The organism is Leifsonia sp. CL147, from assembly GCF_900114565.1.
Classification (GTDB): Bacteria; Actinomycetota; Actinomycetes; order Actinomycetales; family Microbacteriaceae; genus Leifsonia.
Window position 1 is genome coordinate 1 of record NZ_FOTM01000029.1, and the last position, 14606, is coordinate 14606.

Genomic DNA, 14606 nt, shown 5'->3' on the forward strand with positions numbered 1-14606 from the left:
GTCCACGACTAAGGATCGCGGACCATGACCACCCCGATCCTCCCGCGTAATCACGCGGCCAGATCAAGATCCCATCCACTCTTTTTGGCCTATAATCCCCGTCCGTTCCCGGGGCGGACTATGGTGTCGCCATGCCCCGCAGGACACGCTCATCGACCTTCTTCACGGTGCTGCTCGCCTTCACGGCGAACCTCCTGGTCGCGATCGCGAAGACCGTCGCCGCCGTGCTCACCGGATCGGCCTCCCTGGTCGCCGAGGCCGCGCACTCCTGGGCTGATGCGGGCAACGAGATCTTCCTCATCCAGGCCGAGCGTGCCGCCGCGAAGCCCCGCGACGACGTGCACCCGGGAGGCTACGGGCGCGACGCGTACCTCTGGAGCCTGTTCGCCGCTGTGGGACTGTTCACCGCCGGCGCCGTCGTCTCCATCATGAACGGCGTGTGCTCCCTCGGCTCCCGCACGGAGGACACGGAGTACTTCGTCGCGTACCTCGTGCTCGCCGTGGCGTTCGTGTTCGAGGGGATCTCGTTCATCCAGTCCTACCGGCAGGCGCACGCGAAGGCGGTCTCGCGTGGCGCGAACACGTTCGCGCACGTCCTCAGCACCTCCAATCCCACCCTCCGCGCCGTGTTCGCGGAGGACGCGGCGGCCCTCATCGGCCTGGTGATCGCCTTCTTCGGCGTTCTGCTGCACGAGCTGACGGGCAACCCGTTCTGGGATGCGCTCGGATCCATCCTGGTGGGGGTGCTGCTGGCGGTGGTCGCGGTCGTCCTCATCCAGCGGAACCGCCGCTTTCTGCTCGGCGAGCCCGGCTCCGACGAGGCCTGGCAGGCGGCGCTCTCGGCGCTGCTGGGGCTGCCGGATGTCGAGAAGGTCACGTACCTGCACCTGGAGTACATCGGGCCGGAGCGCTTCTATCTGGTGGCCGCCGTGGATCTGGTCGGCGACGAACGGGAATCCGACGTGGCGGCCGATCTGCAGGCGATCGAACGCGAACTCGAGGACTCCGAGTGGGTGACGGAGGCGGTCATCACGCTGTCGCGCCCGGGCGCCGAGGCCCTCCGTCCGGCTGACCTCGGCTGAGACGCTGCAGGGGAACGATCCCATAGCGGCCACTTTCCGTCCGCTGACCCGTGCACAATGGATCCATGGCAAGTACCGGATCCCGCGCGCTGCAGCTCCTCTCCCTGCTCCAGACCCACCGCTATTGGCCGGGTCACGAGCTCGCCGATCGCCTCGGCATCTCTCCCCGGACCCTCCGAAGGGATGTGGAACGCCTCCGCGATCTCGGCTACCCGGTCGACGCGACGCGGGGCGTCGCCGGTGGCTATCAGCTGGCGGCCGGCGCATCCCTCCCCCCGCTCGTGGTGGACGACGATGAGGCGGTGGCTCTGGCCGTCGGCCTGCGGACCGCCGCGCAGAGCGGGATCTCCGGCGTCGACGAGGCGTCGGTGCGTGCGCTCGCCAAGATCGTGCAGGTGATGCCGCCACGGCTGAGGCGGCGGGTCGACGCCCTCCGCATGACGACGCTCTCCACGACACTCGGACCGGCTCCCTCGGCGGATGCCGGCATCCTGACGGCGCTGGCGCAGGCCTGCCGCGACGAGGAACGGATCGAGTTCGCCTACGTCGCGCGTGACGGGCAGGCGTCGACACGGACCGTCGAGCCGCACCGGCTGGTATCCATCGAGCGCCGCTGGTACCTCGTGGCCTACGACCTGACGCGATTCGACTGGCGCAGCTTCCGGCTCGATCGCATCGCCTCCCCCCGGCCGACCGGGACGCGGTTCCGGCCCCGGGTCCTCCCGGCGGAGGATGCGGCCGCGTACGTGCGCCAGTCGTTGCACAGCGTCGTCGAGCCTGTCGTCGTGGAGGCCGTCGTGGAGGCGCCCCTCGAGCGCGTCCTCGACGTGCTGCAGCGCTGGGCGGACGTCGAGGACCAGGGCGACGGATCCAGCCGGGTGCGGATCACCGCCGACAGTGCCGAGTGGGCACTCTTCGGGCTCGCCGCCGTGGATGCGCCGTTCCGCATCCTCGGACCGAACGAAGCGCTGATCGCCGCCGCCGACTGGGGTGAGCGCTTCACCCGGTCCGCTGCCGCACTGGTCATCGACCGAGAAGCGGCCGCCCGGGTCACCGTGCCCTCCTGAGCCGGCCGCTGCGCGCTCACTGACGCCGGACACAGCCTCTCCTAGACTGGAAGGGATGACGACAGCAGCCCGCACCCCGAGCCCCGCCGACATCAAGCGGTGGCGCCGCTATCTGGCCGACGAACGCGCCGAGGCCTCGGTGTACCGTGACCTCGCCGGACGCCGCCAGGGCGAGGAGCGCGACATTCTCCTCGCGCTCGCCGAGGCCGAAGGCCGCCACGAGCAGCACTGGGTCGACCTCCTCGGAGATCAGGCGGGCCGGCCGCTGCGGGGCGATCTCCGTACGCGGATGCTGGGCTGGCTGGCCCGGCGATTCGGCTCAGTCTTCGTCCTCGCGCTGGCCCAGCGGGCCGAGGCCCGGTCGCCCTACGCCGGCGATCGGGATGCCACTGCGCAGATGGCCGCCGACGAGCAGGTCCACGAGGAGGTCGTCCGAGCGCTGGCCGCGCGTGGCCGGCAGCGGCTGTCGGGCACGTTCCGAGCGGCCGTCTTCGGCGCGAACGACGGCCTCGTCAGCAACCTCGCACTGGTGCTCGGCGTGAGCGCGAGCGGCGTCCCGAGCCATGTCGTGCTGCTGACCGGCATCTCCGGGCTCTTGGCGGGCGCGCTCTCCATGGGCGCGGGCGAGTACGTGTCGGTGCGGTCGCAGCGCGAACTTCTGGAGGCGTCCGCGCCCAATCCCGCGACGGGCTCGGCGCTCCCCCACCTGGATGTGGACGCCAACGAGCTCACGCTCGTCTACCGCGCCCGTGGGATGTCGCCGGAAGAGGCGGCCGAGCACGCGCGCCAGGTGCTCTCCGGACTGCAGGCTGTCACGTCGCCCATCCCGATCGCGGAGGTGTCCGCGCAGGACGGCGAGGACGGCGAGGACGAGCACGAGGCGATCGGGACGGGGTGGAACGCCGCCATCTCGAGCTTCTGCTTCTTCGCGTCGGGTGCCCTCATCCCGATCCTGCCCTTCGTCTTCGGATTGACCGGGACGGCAGCGATCGTGGTGTCCGCCTTCCTGGTCGGCCTGGTGCTGCTGGGGACGGGCGCCATCGTGGGGCTCCTCTCCGGTGCGTCGCCGCTGAAGCGGGCGATCCGGCAGTTGCTGATCGGCTATGGCGCTGCCGCCGCGACGTACCTTCTCGGGCTGCTGTTCGGCGCCACCGTCGGCTGACCCGGCCGCTCTCCGCCCGCTCCCCTACGGCTCTCGCGCGCCCGCGCTCCCGCGCTCCCGCGTTTCCTCGCGCCGACGCTCCCGCGTTTCCGCGCCGAGGTGCTCGTAGTTGCAGCCGACACGCCGAACGCAGGTGCACTTACGAGCACCTCGGCGGATGGGCGCCGCTCGGGCGACCTACGCACGCCTTGACTTGTTTATCTGCATTGGGTTCCGCGGGGCGAAACCAATCGAGGCGCGGACAGTCCTCATATGTGGAGGACCGTTTGGTCAGCGTTATGGAAATCGGGCTGCGTCCACGGAATGGGCACCGTCCGGCTCGATCACGGCTCGAGGGCGTGGAGAGGGAAGTTCTGATCGTGGAGCGTCGTACTGGGCACACCGCCCGTGGAAACCGTCGTCGGGGTATCGCCATGGTGGCGACGGCTTGCGCCGCACTCGGCGCACTCGTCGGCCTCATCGTCATCCCCCAGCACTTCTCGGATGCGTCGGCCACGGCGGTGTCGACGATCTACACGACAGGAAGCAACGCCTCCAACGGCACCACGGCCGCCTCGTCCGACGCGCCGAAGGGTGCAGCGACCGGAACCGCTAAGCCCGGCGACCTCCTGAAATGGATCGTCCCGTACCAGAACAACACGGGTGCGAACGCGTCGGTGAACCTCAAGGACGATCTCAGCAAAGCAGGCGCGTTCGTCGTCGGTTCGCTCCAGCTTCCTCCGGCGCAGAGCACGGTGGGCGGGGTGTCGTCCCAGTACACGACGGGAGGGGCGTGGACGACCGGCATACCCCCGGCCACGGCTACCGGCGTCGGATTCACGGCGGCGACGGCACCGCAGGGCACACAGCAGCTTTCGGCCCCGTTCAGTGCGCCTCCGCGCGGCACGATCACGATGACCGCCGGCGATGCCTACAACGTCGTGGTTCGCAACGGCCTGATCTATGCGGTTTATCACCACAACACCGGCCCGTATGTCTTCTGCGCTCAGGCGAGCGGAGCCACGTGCCCGGGATGGCCCACTGACAGCAACGTGCAGTCCTGGTCGGCCACCGTCGGCATCCCGATCGAGTCGGGTCCGTTCCGGACAGGCGCACTCTTCCCCGGCAAGACCCCCCAGCAGGCGGGCACCTGGCTCGTGGGCGACAAGCTCTACTGGTACAACGGGTACACGGACAACTCCAGTGTCGGAATCTCCTGTCTGGACCTTTCTTCCACGCCTCCGAGAAGTTGCGGATACACCTCACGTGCAGGCGCCGCTGTGGACAACGTCACCTACGGCGCGCAGATCAATGGCACCGGACTGCCGGCGTCCAACGGAAACACCTACAGCGCAGCGGTGCACGCCGGCAATCAGGCCGTCCTTCTCTGCACAACTCCGACGATGGCGGCCTGTGCAGGAGCCACCCTTCGTGCAAGTGGAGTGACCACCGCGACCCACTTCACGAGTTCCGCCTTCGGCAACTACGTGTTCGCCAGTGTGCGGCAGACGTCGTCGAATCCGTGGCAGACCTTCTGCTTCAACACGACAACGGGGGCCTTGTGTCCCGGTGCCTGGCCGATCAATTCATCGCTTGCGACAGCGAACAAGGGGACCCCGTTCGCTCCCATTCTCAGCAAATCCGGCGCTGTGACGGGGATCTGCACCCTCATGAACGGTATAGGTACCTCGTCGCAGTGCTTGAGCTTGACCGGTGCTGCGGTCTCGAATCCATACGACACAACGGGCGCCGGCTTCCCGATCGGCGCCAATGACTCGGGAGACGCCTACGTCGTCGGGACGAAGGTGTACGTATCGAACGGCAACCAAGTGATCTGCTTGGACTTCGCGAACTGGGCGCAGACGGGGAGGGTCCCGTCGTGCGCGGGCTTCGCGGCCGTGAGCAACGGACGCAATTACACGGTCCGCGACGCCTCGGATATCGGGGCCGGCTGCCTGGTGGCCACCGGAGACAACGGTCTGATCACCTTCTTCAACGCGAGCACCGGCGGCGTCTGCACCTCGACCCGTCCGACGACGATTACCGTCACACCCCAGGGCTACTACTGCGGAACGGGCGCAGCATCCTTCAGCCGATGGGGAACCCTCAGCCTCCCCGGTCTCGTCGGCACCAGCTACACGAACTCCTCCGTCACCCTGCGAGACCAGAACAACACCGTGATCAGCGGATTCGACAACGTCACTGTGATTCGGGGCGGATCGCTCAGCCTCGCGGCCATCCCTACGACCGTGACCTCGATCACGGCATCCGTCACGGTCAACGGTGTGACCAACGCGGCGGGGGTCATCACCGGGCAGATCGCCATCAGCTGGGTGGGCGCTCCACCGGAAATGTGCTTCCAGACCAAGGCGCCCGCGGTCGCCTGCGATGCGGCAGCCGCTCTGATCGTGTCCAACCAGGCGACCGCGGTGACGACCTCTGCCTCAGGCAGCGACGCTCCCGCCGGGAACACGACAGGGGTGGCCCAGTTCACCGACCGGGCCGATCCGTCTCAGTGCGGCCTGGCCGTCAAGAAGGTGTCCTCCGTGCAGTCGGCGCACCCGGGAGACAAGGTCACGTACACGATCACGGTGAAGAACACCGGAACGCAGTCGTACACGACGGCAGCCTTCTCCGACGATCTGACGGATGTGTTGAAGGATGCCCGGTACAACGGCGATCAGGTCGCCTCGACCGGGACGGCATCGTGGTCGGCTCCGGTGCTGTCCTGGTCGGGCGGCCTGGCGCCGGCGGCGGTGGCGACGATCACGTACTCGGTGACCGTGAACAGCCCGGATACCGGCGACCACACGCTGGTCAACACAGTGGTGTCCCCGACGACCGGAAGCAACTGCCTGCTCGGATCGAAAGACCCGCTCTGCACGGTGACTGTAGAGGTGACGGTCTCCGACGTGCTGTGGCGCAAGACCGATGCGACGGCCGCCAAGAACATCCTCCCGGGCGCAGCGTGGACCTTCACGCCGGTGGATGGGGCGGGCAAGCCGACGGGACCGGCGATCATTGTGACGGACTGCGTGGCTGAATGGGCGTCCTCGTGCACCGGCGCCGATCTGGACCCGCTCGGTGGATCCTTCCGGATCACCGACCTGGGCCCCGGCACGTACCAGTTGCGGGAGACGCAGGCGCCGGTCGGATTCATGGTGGCAGCCAACCCGATCACGGTGACCATCCTCGCCGCTTCGACCACGGTGACCCTCGCGGATGTCCAGAACAAGCAGTTGCCGGTGCCGCTGATCCCCCTCACCGGTGGCCTCGGCACGGATGCGCTGACGTTCACCGGCGCCGGGCTGCTGACCGCGATGCTGTGCCTGGCGGCGCTCCACCTGATCCGACGGCGTCGTTCGGCGTGAGGATCGATTGCGGGCTGGCGGCCGTTGGCTATACTTGCTCTTCGAACATATGTTCGATAGGCGAGGTGAACAGCATGGCCGAGATCGACGAGGCGGTCGCCGTGTGGACGACCGACGAGGGCATCCCCACGCGGCTGGTGTGGCGCTCCACTCGCTACCGGGTGTCCGACACTCCCACGGTGTGGGCGGAGGTATGCGCGTGGTGGCGGCCGTTCGGCGAGCATCGTTACACGACCGGCAGCCTTCCCCGCGAGATCGGCGGCTGGCGCTTCCAGGGCACCAGCGAGGACGGCGTTGTGCACGTGTTCGATGTCCGGCACGACACGGACCACCGATCCTGGCGGCTGGTTCGGGTCTTCGACTGAGCGCAGCGTGCCTTCCGGGTTTCCCGCACGCCGTCGCGTAGCCTCCATCGGGTGATGGACGATCGCTACGGAACGGATGTGCTGGCCGCCGGCTGGAAGACCGCCGGCCGCAAAGTCGTGCCGACCGTCGAAGCGGTGAAGGATCTGGTCGTCGAGGATGCGACGACCGGGTTCTGCGGGGCGATCACCCGGCTGGAGACGCAGACCATCGAGCTCGAGGACTACTTCGGGAAGAAGCGGGTGTTCCCACTGACCGGCTCGTTCCTGATCGACGGAGAACCGGTCCGGCTGGTGGTGCCGGCACGCAGACCCCAGGGGCCGACGCGCACCGCTTCCGGATCCTTCGCCGTCGGCGACCAGAAGGCGCGAGTCGCCCGCGCGAGCCGCATCTTCGTCGAGGGTCGTCACGACGCCGAGCTCGTCGAGCGCGTCTGGGGTGACGACCTGCGCGTCGAAGGAGTCGTTGTCGAGTACCTGGAGGGTGTCGACGACCTGGACGCGATCGTCGCCGAGTTCCGCCCGGACCGCGGCCGGCGCATCGGCGTGCTGGTGGACCATCTCGTGGCCGGATCCAAGGAGAGCCGCATCGCGGATCAGGTGTCGCGCGGCCCGTACGGCGCGCACGTGCTCGTCGTCGGGCATCCCTTCGTCGACATCTGGCAGGCGGTGAAGCCCGCGCGGGTGGGCCTCGCGGAGTGGCCGCGCATCCCGAGATCAGTCCCCTGGAAGCACGGGATCTGCGACGCGCTCGGGCTGCCGCATGCGACGCAGGCCGACATCGCGCGTGCCTGGAAGCGCATCCTGGGGCAGGTTCGCTCCTACTCCGACCTCGAGCCCGAGCTGCTCGGCCGGGTGGAGCAGCTGATCGACTTCGTGACGGAACCGCAGGGGCGGTAGGGGTCGGGAGCGGTAGGTCGTCACCAGCCGTATTCGGCGTACGTCTCGCCGCGCAGAAGTGCTTCGATCCCATTCCGGATGACCGGGACGACATCCTCGGGCAGCGCCTCGGCTTCGGCCCACACCAGTTCCGATGCCTTGTCCGGCTCGCCGACGATCGGCTGGACGCCGGCGGGGAGGTCCGCGGTGAAGAAGAAGTCGATGTAGGTGTCGCCGTCGGCGCGGCCGTGCTGCACCAGCGCGAGGCGCACGCTGGCGGGATCGAGGACGAGGCCGGTCTCCTCGCGCGCTTCGCGCAGCACCGCCGCGGTGGCGGACTCCCCCGGCTCGATGTGTCCGGCGGGGAGGGACAGCTCGCCGTCGCGGTAACCCGTCCCGCAGCGGCGCTGCAGCAGGATGCTGCGGCCGTCGAAGAGGCAGAGGTAGACCGCGGCGGGGTAGGTGGCGCGCACGTCTCCATTGTGGGTCGTGGAGGCGGCGGGAGTTCTCCACAACACAGGATTTTCAGTTGCACCATTCGAACATGTGTTCGAAAATGGGAGCATGACCTTGGCAGCCCCTCACCTCAGCGAACCGGTCGTCGACCGCGCGCAGGTGCATGAGCTGCAGACCCGGATCCGGCAGATGCAGGCGACCAAGCTCGAGAGCCGCACGCTGCAGACACATCCCGCACTCTTCCCACTGCTGCCCGGTGGTGCACTCAAAGCCGGTGCAGCGTACTCGGTGCGGGGGTCGACCACGCTGCTGATGGCCATGCTGGCCGGCCCGAGTGCCGCCGGGGCCTGGTGCGGTGTGGTCGGGATGCCCGATTTCGGCGCAGAAGCGGCCGGACGATTCGGCATCGACCTCGAGCGGCTCGTGCTGGTGCCGCATCCGGGCGACGACTGGCTGACCGTCACCGCGGCGGTCGTCGACGTGCTCAGCGTGGTCGTCGTCTCCCCGCCGTCCCGCGCGAAAGACGGCGACGTCGCCCGGCTCACCGCCCGCCTCCGGCAGCGCGAGGCGACCTTGATCGTGGCCGGCGACTGGCCACAGGTGGAGGCGACCCTCACCGTTGCGCGCAGCGGGTGGGACGGTCTCGGCACGGGCAACGGCTACCTCTCCTCACGGAGGGTGACGGTCGAGGCCGCGCCGCGCGGGGGCACCGGTCCGCGCCGCACCGCCGAGCTGTGGCTGCCTGCCCCGGATGAGCAGTTCCGCGCAGAGAGCTTCGGCGCCGCCGGCCCCACCCGGCTCGAGGCGGTGAGCTAGATGACCGGGAGTGGAGGTCATCCGAGTGCCGTCACCCGCGCGATCGTGCTGTGGTGTCCCGACTGGCCGGTCATCGCGGCGCAGCAGTCGCTCGCGCTGGCCGCCGACCTGCCGCTGGCGCTGGTGGAGAAGGGGATGGTGTTCGCCTGCTCGTCCGCGGCCCGCGCCGACGGCGTCAAGCGTGGCCTGCGGATGCGCGAGGCGCAGGCACGCTGCCCGCAACTGGAGGTGGTGCCCTACGACCCGGTGCTGGATGCGCGCGCGTTCGAGCCGGTGCTCGCCGCGATCGAGGAGATCACACCCGGCGTGCAGCCGGTGCGTCCCGGCACCTGCGTGCTGCGCGCGCGGGGGCCGGCGCGCTATTACGGCGGTGAGGAGGAAGCGGCAGCCGAGCTGCTGCGGTGCCTGGAGGCACTGGGGCTGCCGGATCCGCGGGTCGGCATCGCCGATGGACCCTTCGCGGCGGAGCAGGCCGCCCGCTCCACCGGCCTCGCCCGCGTGCGGGTCATCCCGTCCGGCGGCTCCGCCGCGTTCCTGGCGCCGCTCTCCGTCGCCCAGCTGGGTCTGACCCAGCCGGGTCTGGCCGAGCTGACGCCGCTGCTGCGCCGGCTCGGCCTGCACACGCTCGGAGACATCGCCGCACTGTCCCTCATCGACATGCGGGAGCGGTTCGGTGAACGCGGCGAGCACGCGCACACCCTCGCCAGCGGGCTGGACGGCACAGCCGTGGTGCCGCGGACGCCGCCGAAACAGCTCGACCGGGCGATCGAGTTCGAGCCTCCCCTCGATCGGGTCGACCAGGTGACCTTCGCCGTGCGCGGTACCGCGGAGCAGTTCGTCGCGGGCCTCACCAAGGCGGGACTGGTGTGCACGTCGTTGCGGGTGGAGGTGACCGACGAGTCCGGCCGGGTCAGCGAGCGCACCTGGTTGCACCCGCGGCTGTTCTCGGCTCCCGACGTGGTCGACCGGGTGCGCTGGCAGTTGCAGGGTGCCGGCGCGATCGACTCGGGGCTCTCGTCGCCGATCTCCCGGGTGGTGCTCGAACCCGAGGCGGTCGACGACATCGGCCACCACGAAGACGGCCTGTGGGGCGGCGGCGCCGATGAGCGCATCCACCACGGCCTCACCCGGGTGCAGAGCATGCTCGGCCACGATGCCGTCGTCACGGCCACGATCGGCGGCGGCCGCGCGCCTGCCGAGCGGCAGGTGCTGGTGCCGTGGGGCGACCGTCCGGTGGGTCTCGCGCGAGCCGACCGTCCCTGGCCGGGATCGTTGCCCGCCCCGGCGCCATCGACGGTCTTCGAGGTGCCGCGACCCGTCGCCGTGCTGACGGAGGAGGGCGCCACGGTCGAGGTGACCGAGCGTGGCGACGTCACAGCGCCGATCGCCCGCTTCTCCCCCACCGGAAAGGCGGCGGATGCGCGTCCGGTCGACTCCTGGGCGGGTCCGTGGCCGGTACGCGAGCGGTGGTGGGATGCCTCCCTCTCCCGCGCGATGCACCGCTTCCAGCTGGTCGACGCCGACGGGACTGCTTGGCTGCTCGCCCTCGCCGGCTCCGGCTGGTTCGCAGAGGCACGGTACGACTGATGGGCGGGTGGAGCTGATGGGATGGAACAACCCGCCCATTCCCTGGGCCGAGTTCGAGCGCAGGCTCTCCGGACGGCGCACCGGGCAGCAGGCCGACGAGCGGCCGTCGTCGCGGAAGCGGGCGAAGTACGTGCCGCAGCCGATCTCGGATGCTCCGGAGGACGCCGTCCCCTACGCCGAGCTGCACGCGCACAGCAACTTCAGCTTCCTCGACGGCGCCTCCTCGCCGGAGGAGCTGCTGGAGGAGGCGACCCGGCTCACCCTGCACGCGCTCGCGCTCACCGACCACGACGGCCTGTACGGCGTCGTGCACCTGGCAGAGGCGGCCGAGGCCTACGACCGGGTGAAGACCGTGTTCGGCGCCGAGCTGTCGCTCTCGCTGACCAAGCCGCAGAACGGCGAACCCGATCCGGAGGGCAGCCACCTGGTCGTGCTCGCCCGGCGGCAGGAGGGCTACCACCGTCTGGCCGCAGCGATCACCGCCGGGCAGCTGGCCGGCGAAGAGAAGGGCCGGCCGGTCTACCGCCTCGACGAGCTCGCCGAGCAGGCGGCCGGCGAGTGGATGGTGCTGACCGGGTGCCGCAAGGGCGACGTCCGGCAGGCACTCGCCGAGCACGGTGAACGGGCGGCGGAGCACGAGGTGACACGGCTCGCCGAGCTGTTCGGGCACGACAACGTGCTCGTCGAGCTGATCGACCAGGGCGGTCCGTGCGATTCGACCGACAACGACATCCTCGCCCGCATCGCCGCCCGGCTGCGGCTTCCGACGGTCGCGACCAACAACGTCCACTACGCCGGCCCTGCGCAGTATCCGCTCGCCACCGCTGTCGCTGCGGTGCGCGCCCGGCGCAGCCTCGACGAGCTCGACGGCTGGCTGCCCGCCGCGGGCGCCGCCCACCTCCGCAGCGGCGCCGAGATGGCCCGCCGCTTCGCCCGCTACCCCGGAGCCGTCGAACGGACGGTCGACGTGGCCGACGATCTGGCCTTCCGCCTCCGCAGCGCCCGGCCGCGCCTGCCGAGACAGGAGGTGCCGGACGGCCACACCCCGATGAGCTGGCTCCGGGAGCTGACCTGGCGCGGCGCGGCCGAGCGCTATCCCGACCTCGACCGCAATCCGGCCAAACGGGAGCGCATCGAGCGCGAACTGGACGTGATCGAGGCGAAGGACTTCCCCGGGTACTTCCTCATCGTCCACGACATCGTGCAGTACGCCCGGGGCCAGGGCATCCTCTGCCAGGGCCGCGGCTCCGCCGCCAACTCGGCGGTCTGCTACCTGCTCGGGATCACCGCCGTCGACTCCATCAAGTACGGGCTGCCGTTCGAGCGCTTCCTCTCCAGCATGCGCGAGGAGGAGCCCGACATCGACGTCGACTTCGACTCCGACCGGCGTGAGGAGGTCATCCAGTACGTCTACCGGAAGTACGGCAGGCACAACGCGGCCCAGGTCGCCAATGTGATCACCTACCGCCCCAAGAACGCGGTGCGCGACATGGCGAAGGCACTCGGCTACTCGACCGGCCAGCAGGACGCCTGGAGCAAGCAGATCGACTCGTGGGGCTCTGTGCAGACCAGCGACGACCACGACATCCCGGACGACGTGGTGGGTCTCGCGCAACAGGTGCTGAAGTTCCCGCGCCACCTCGGCATCCACTCGGGCGGGATGGTGCTCACCGACCGACCCGTCGGCGAGGTGTGCCCGATCGAGCACGCCCGTATGGAGAATCGCACGGTGCTGCAGTGGGACAAAGACGACTGTGCGTGGATGGGCCTGGTCAAGTTCGATCTGCTGGGCCTCGGGATGCTCTCAGCGCTCGACTACTCGATGCGCACCATCGAGGCGTCGCTCGGCGAGGCGTGGACGCTGGACAGCATCCCGAAGGAGGAGCAGGGCGTGTACGACATGCTCTGCCTGGCCGACTCGATCGGCGTGTTCCAGGTCGAGAGCCGCGCGCAGATCGGCACGCTGCCACGCCTGCAGCCGCGCTGCTTCTACGACCTCGTGATCGAGATCGCGCTGATCCGTCCCGGCCCCATCCAGGGCGGCGCGGTGCACCCGTACATCCGTCGCAAGCTCGGGAAGGAGACCGTCACCTACCTGCATCCGGCACTGGAGCCGGTGCTGGAGCGGACCCTGGGCGTCCCCCTGTTCCAGGAGCAGCTGATGCAGATGGCGGTCGCGGTCGGCGACTGCACAGCGGAAGACGCCGACCTGCTGCGCCGGGCGATGGGGTCCAAGCGCGGAGTGGAGAAGATCGAGGCGCTCAAGGCGAAGCTGTACGCCGGGATGGAGCACAACGGCATCACCGGTGATGACGCCGACGCGATCTACGCGAAGATCGAGGCCTTCGCGAACTTCGGCTTCGCGGAGAGCCACGCCATCAGCTTCGCCCTGCTGGTGTACGTCAGCTCGTGGATGAAGCTGCACTACCCGGGCGCGTTCCTCGCCGCGCTGCTGCGCGCCCAGCCGATGGGCTTCTACTCGCCGCGCACGCTCACCGCCGATGCGCGCAGGCACGGCGTCGTGGTACACCGGCCGGACATCCAGCGATCGGGCGTGTTCCCGCTGCTGGAGCCGCTGGACGAGGCCCATCCCGGTCCGACCGGCTCCGATCCGTGCCTGCAGGCGGAACAGCCGCCGATCGATCCGTTCGACCGCGCCGTCCGCCTCGACTTCGCCGCCCACCGCCGCGACGCCGGGCATGCCGTCCGGCTGGGACTCGCCGGTGTCACCTCCCTCGGCGAGAAGCTCGCCGAGCGCATCGTCGCCGAGCGGGAGGCGTACGGCCCGTACCGCGACCTCGGCGACCTCGTCCGGCGCACGGGTCTGAACACCGGCCAGTTGGAGGCGCTCGCCGCGGCCGGCGCATTCGAGGGCTTCGACCTGAGCAGACGGCAGGCGATCTGGGAGGCCGGCAACGCCGCGCAGGAGCGTCCGGAGTTCCTCGCGGGCACGGCGATCACCGTGCAGCCGCCGCTGCTGCCGATGCTCTCCCCCGCGGAGCAGCTCGCCAGCGATCTGTGGGCGACCGGGATCTCGACCGACGACCATCCCATCCGGTTCCTGCGTCCGGCGCTCGCCTCCCGCGGCGTGCGTCCGGCGGACACCCTCGCCGAGGGCGAGTCCGGCCGCCGGATCGAGGTCGGCGGCGTGGTCACGCACCGGCAGCGACCGGCGACGGCGGCAGGGGTGACCTTCCTGAACATCGAGGACGAGACCGGCATGGTCAACGTGGTGTGCCCGGTCGGCGTGTGGAACCGCTACCGCCGCGTCGCCCGGCAGGCGCCGGCGATGATCGTCCGCGGCATCCTGGAACGCAGTGAGGAGGGTGTGGTCAACGTGGTCGCCGACCGGATCGAGGCGCTCGACACGGGCATCCGCACCGTCTCCCGGGACTTCCGCTGAGCTCCCGCCCCAACGCAACATTCGTCACGAATGCCACGCTTCCCCGCGCCCAACGCAACATTCGTCACGAATGCCGCGCTTCCCCACGCCCAACGCAACATTCCGGGCTGTGTCAAGCTGCGTGGAGTCGTTGGGTGGGGGTGTTGATGCCGACGAAGCCGGCTGGCTTTGGGGTGTTGGGGTGGTGGCGGAAGCGTTCGGGGTGGGCTTGGTAGTAGGCGTGTTGGACGTTGTGGCGGTGTTGCCAGTGGCGGTGCCAGCTGCCGTCGTGGACCTGGTCGGGTGAGAACAGGGCGATGCCGGAGTGTTTGTGGTGCTGGTTATACCAGGGCACGTAGGTGTCCATGAACGCCCGGGCTTGCTCGATCGTGTCGAAGATGCCGGGGTAGTTGGGGCGGTATTTCATGGTGCGGAACTCGGACTCGGAGAACGGGTTGTCGTT

11 protein-coding genes are annotated in these 14606 nt (G+C 69.5%); 9 read left to right on the top strand and 2 right to left on the bottom strand.

What is annotated here, in order from left to right:
• The first annotated feature begins 131 nt into the window (after positions 1 to 131).
• From BM287_RS17220 to BM287_RS17245, 6 genes are all read left to right on the top strand, one after another.
• On the top strand, positions 132 to 1082 hold the full coding sequence (locus BM287_RS17220) for a cation diffusion facilitator family transporter (protein WP_090042250.1): 951 nt from the start codon (positions 132 to 134) through the stop codon (positions 1080 to 1082).
• Positions 1083 to 1147: 65 nt separating this feature from the next.
• Positions 1148 to 2149, top strand: coding sequence for a helix-turn-helix transcriptional regulator (locus tag BM287_RS17225; RefSeq protein WP_090042248.1), 1002 nt, complete (start codon positions 1148 to 1150; stop codon positions 2147 to 2149).
• A 55-nt stretch (positions 2150 to 2204) separates the two neighbouring features.
• Entirely contained in the window at positions 2205 to 3311 is a 1107-nt protein-coding gene (locus BM287_RS17230; protein ID WP_170857612.1) for a VIT1/CCC1 transporter family protein, read from the top strand.
• Between the two features lie 413 nt (positions 3312 to 3724).
• Positions 3725 to 6661, top strand: a complete 2937-nt coding sequence (locus BM287_RS17235) for a DUF7927 domain-containing protein (RefSeq protein ID WP_170857613.1) — start codon at positions 3725 to 3727, stop codon at positions 6659 to 6661.
• A gap of 74 nt (positions 6662 to 6735) precedes the next feature.
• Positions 6736 to 7026 (top strand): DUF6504 family protein, encoded by a 291-nt coding sequence (locus BM287_RS17240; RefSeq protein ID WP_090042256.1) that lies wholly within the window; start codon positions 6736 to 6738, stop codon positions 7024 to 7026.
• Between the two features lie 54 nt (positions 7027 to 7080).
• Entirely contained in the window at positions 7081 to 7923 is an 843-nt protein-coding gene (locus BM287_RS17245) for a DUF3097 domain-containing protein (RefSeq protein WP_090042241.1), read from the top strand.
• Between the two features lie 20 nt (positions 7924 to 7943).
• Here BM287_RS17245 and BM287_RS17250 read toward each other — a convergent pair whose 3' ends face one another.
• A complete protein-coding gene (locus tag BM287_RS17250) occupies positions 7944 to 8375 on the bottom strand; it encodes an NUDIX hydrolase (RefSeq protein ID WP_090042239.1) in 432 nt (143 codons plus the stop codon).
• A 91-nt stretch (positions 8376 to 8466) separates the two neighbouring features.
• On the opposite strand from BM287_RS17250, the gene BM287_RS17255 reads away from it, so the two are divergent.
• From BM287_RS17255 to BM287_RS17265, 3 genes are read left to right on the top strand one after another with little or no spacing between them, the layout of a single operon-like run.
• Positions 8467 to 9174, top strand: coding sequence for a hypothetical protein (locus tag BM287_RS17255; RefSeq protein WP_090042237.1), 708 nt, complete (start codon positions 8467 to 8469; stop codon positions 9172 to 9174).
• Positions 9175 to 10761, top strand: coding sequence for a DNA polymerase Y family protein (locus BM287_RS17260; protein WP_090042235.1), 1587 nt, complete (start codon positions 9175 to 9177; stop codon positions 10759 to 10761).
• A 16-nt stretch (positions 10762 to 10777) separates the two neighbouring features.
• The gene (locus tag BM287_RS17265) at positions 10778 to 14164 is read left to right on the top strand and encodes an error-prone DNA polymerase (RefSeq protein WP_090042252.1); all 3387 of its coding nucleotides are present in this window, start codon (positions 10778 to 10780) and stop codon (positions 14162 to 14164) included.
• A gap of 112 nt (positions 14165 to 14276) precedes the next feature.
• On the opposite strand, the gene BM287_RS17270 is transcribed toward BM287_RS17265, so the two are convergent.
• Positions 14277 to 14606, bottom strand: a 330-nt coding sequence (locus BM287_RS17270) for an integrase core domain-containing protein (protein WP_139230728.1), incomplete at its 5' end; no start/stop codon positions are given.

Coding starts and splice junctions, on each gene's coding strand:
- BM287_RS17225 (WP_090042248.1), top strand. CDS start 1,148: ATGGCAAGTACCGGATCCCGCGCGCTGCAGCTCCTCTCCCTGCTCCAG.
- BM287_RS17265 (WP_090042252.1), top strand. CDS start 10,778: ATGGGATGGAACAACCCGCCCATTCCCTGGGCCGAGTTCGAGCGCAGG.
- BM287_RS17240 (WP_090042256.1), top strand. CDS start 6,736: ATGGCCGAGATCGACGAGGCGGTCGCCGTGTGGACGACCGACGAGGGC.
- BM287_RS17220 (WP_090042250.1), top strand. CDS start 132: ATGCCCCGCAGGACACGCTCATCGACCTTCTTCACGGTGCTGCTCGCC.
- BM287_RS17230 (WP_170857612.1), top strand. CDS start 2,205: ATGACGACAGCAGCCCGCACCCCGAGCCCCGCCGACATCAAGCGGTGG.
- BM287_RS17235 (WP_170857613.1), top strand. CDS start 3,725: ATGGTGGCGACGGCTTGCGCCGCACTCGGCGCACTCGTCGGCCTCATC.
- BM287_RS17255 (WP_090042237.1), top strand. CDS start 8,467: ATGACCTTGGCAGCCCCTCACCTCAGCGAACCGGTCGTCGACCGCGCG.
- BM287_RS17245 (WP_090042241.1), top strand. CDS start 7,081: ATGGACGATCGCTACGGAACGGATGTGCTGGCCGCCGGCTGGAAGACC.
- BM287_RS17260 (WP_090042235.1), top strand. CDS start 9,175: ATGACCGGGAGTGGAGGTCATCCGAGTGCCGTCACCCGCGCGATCGTG.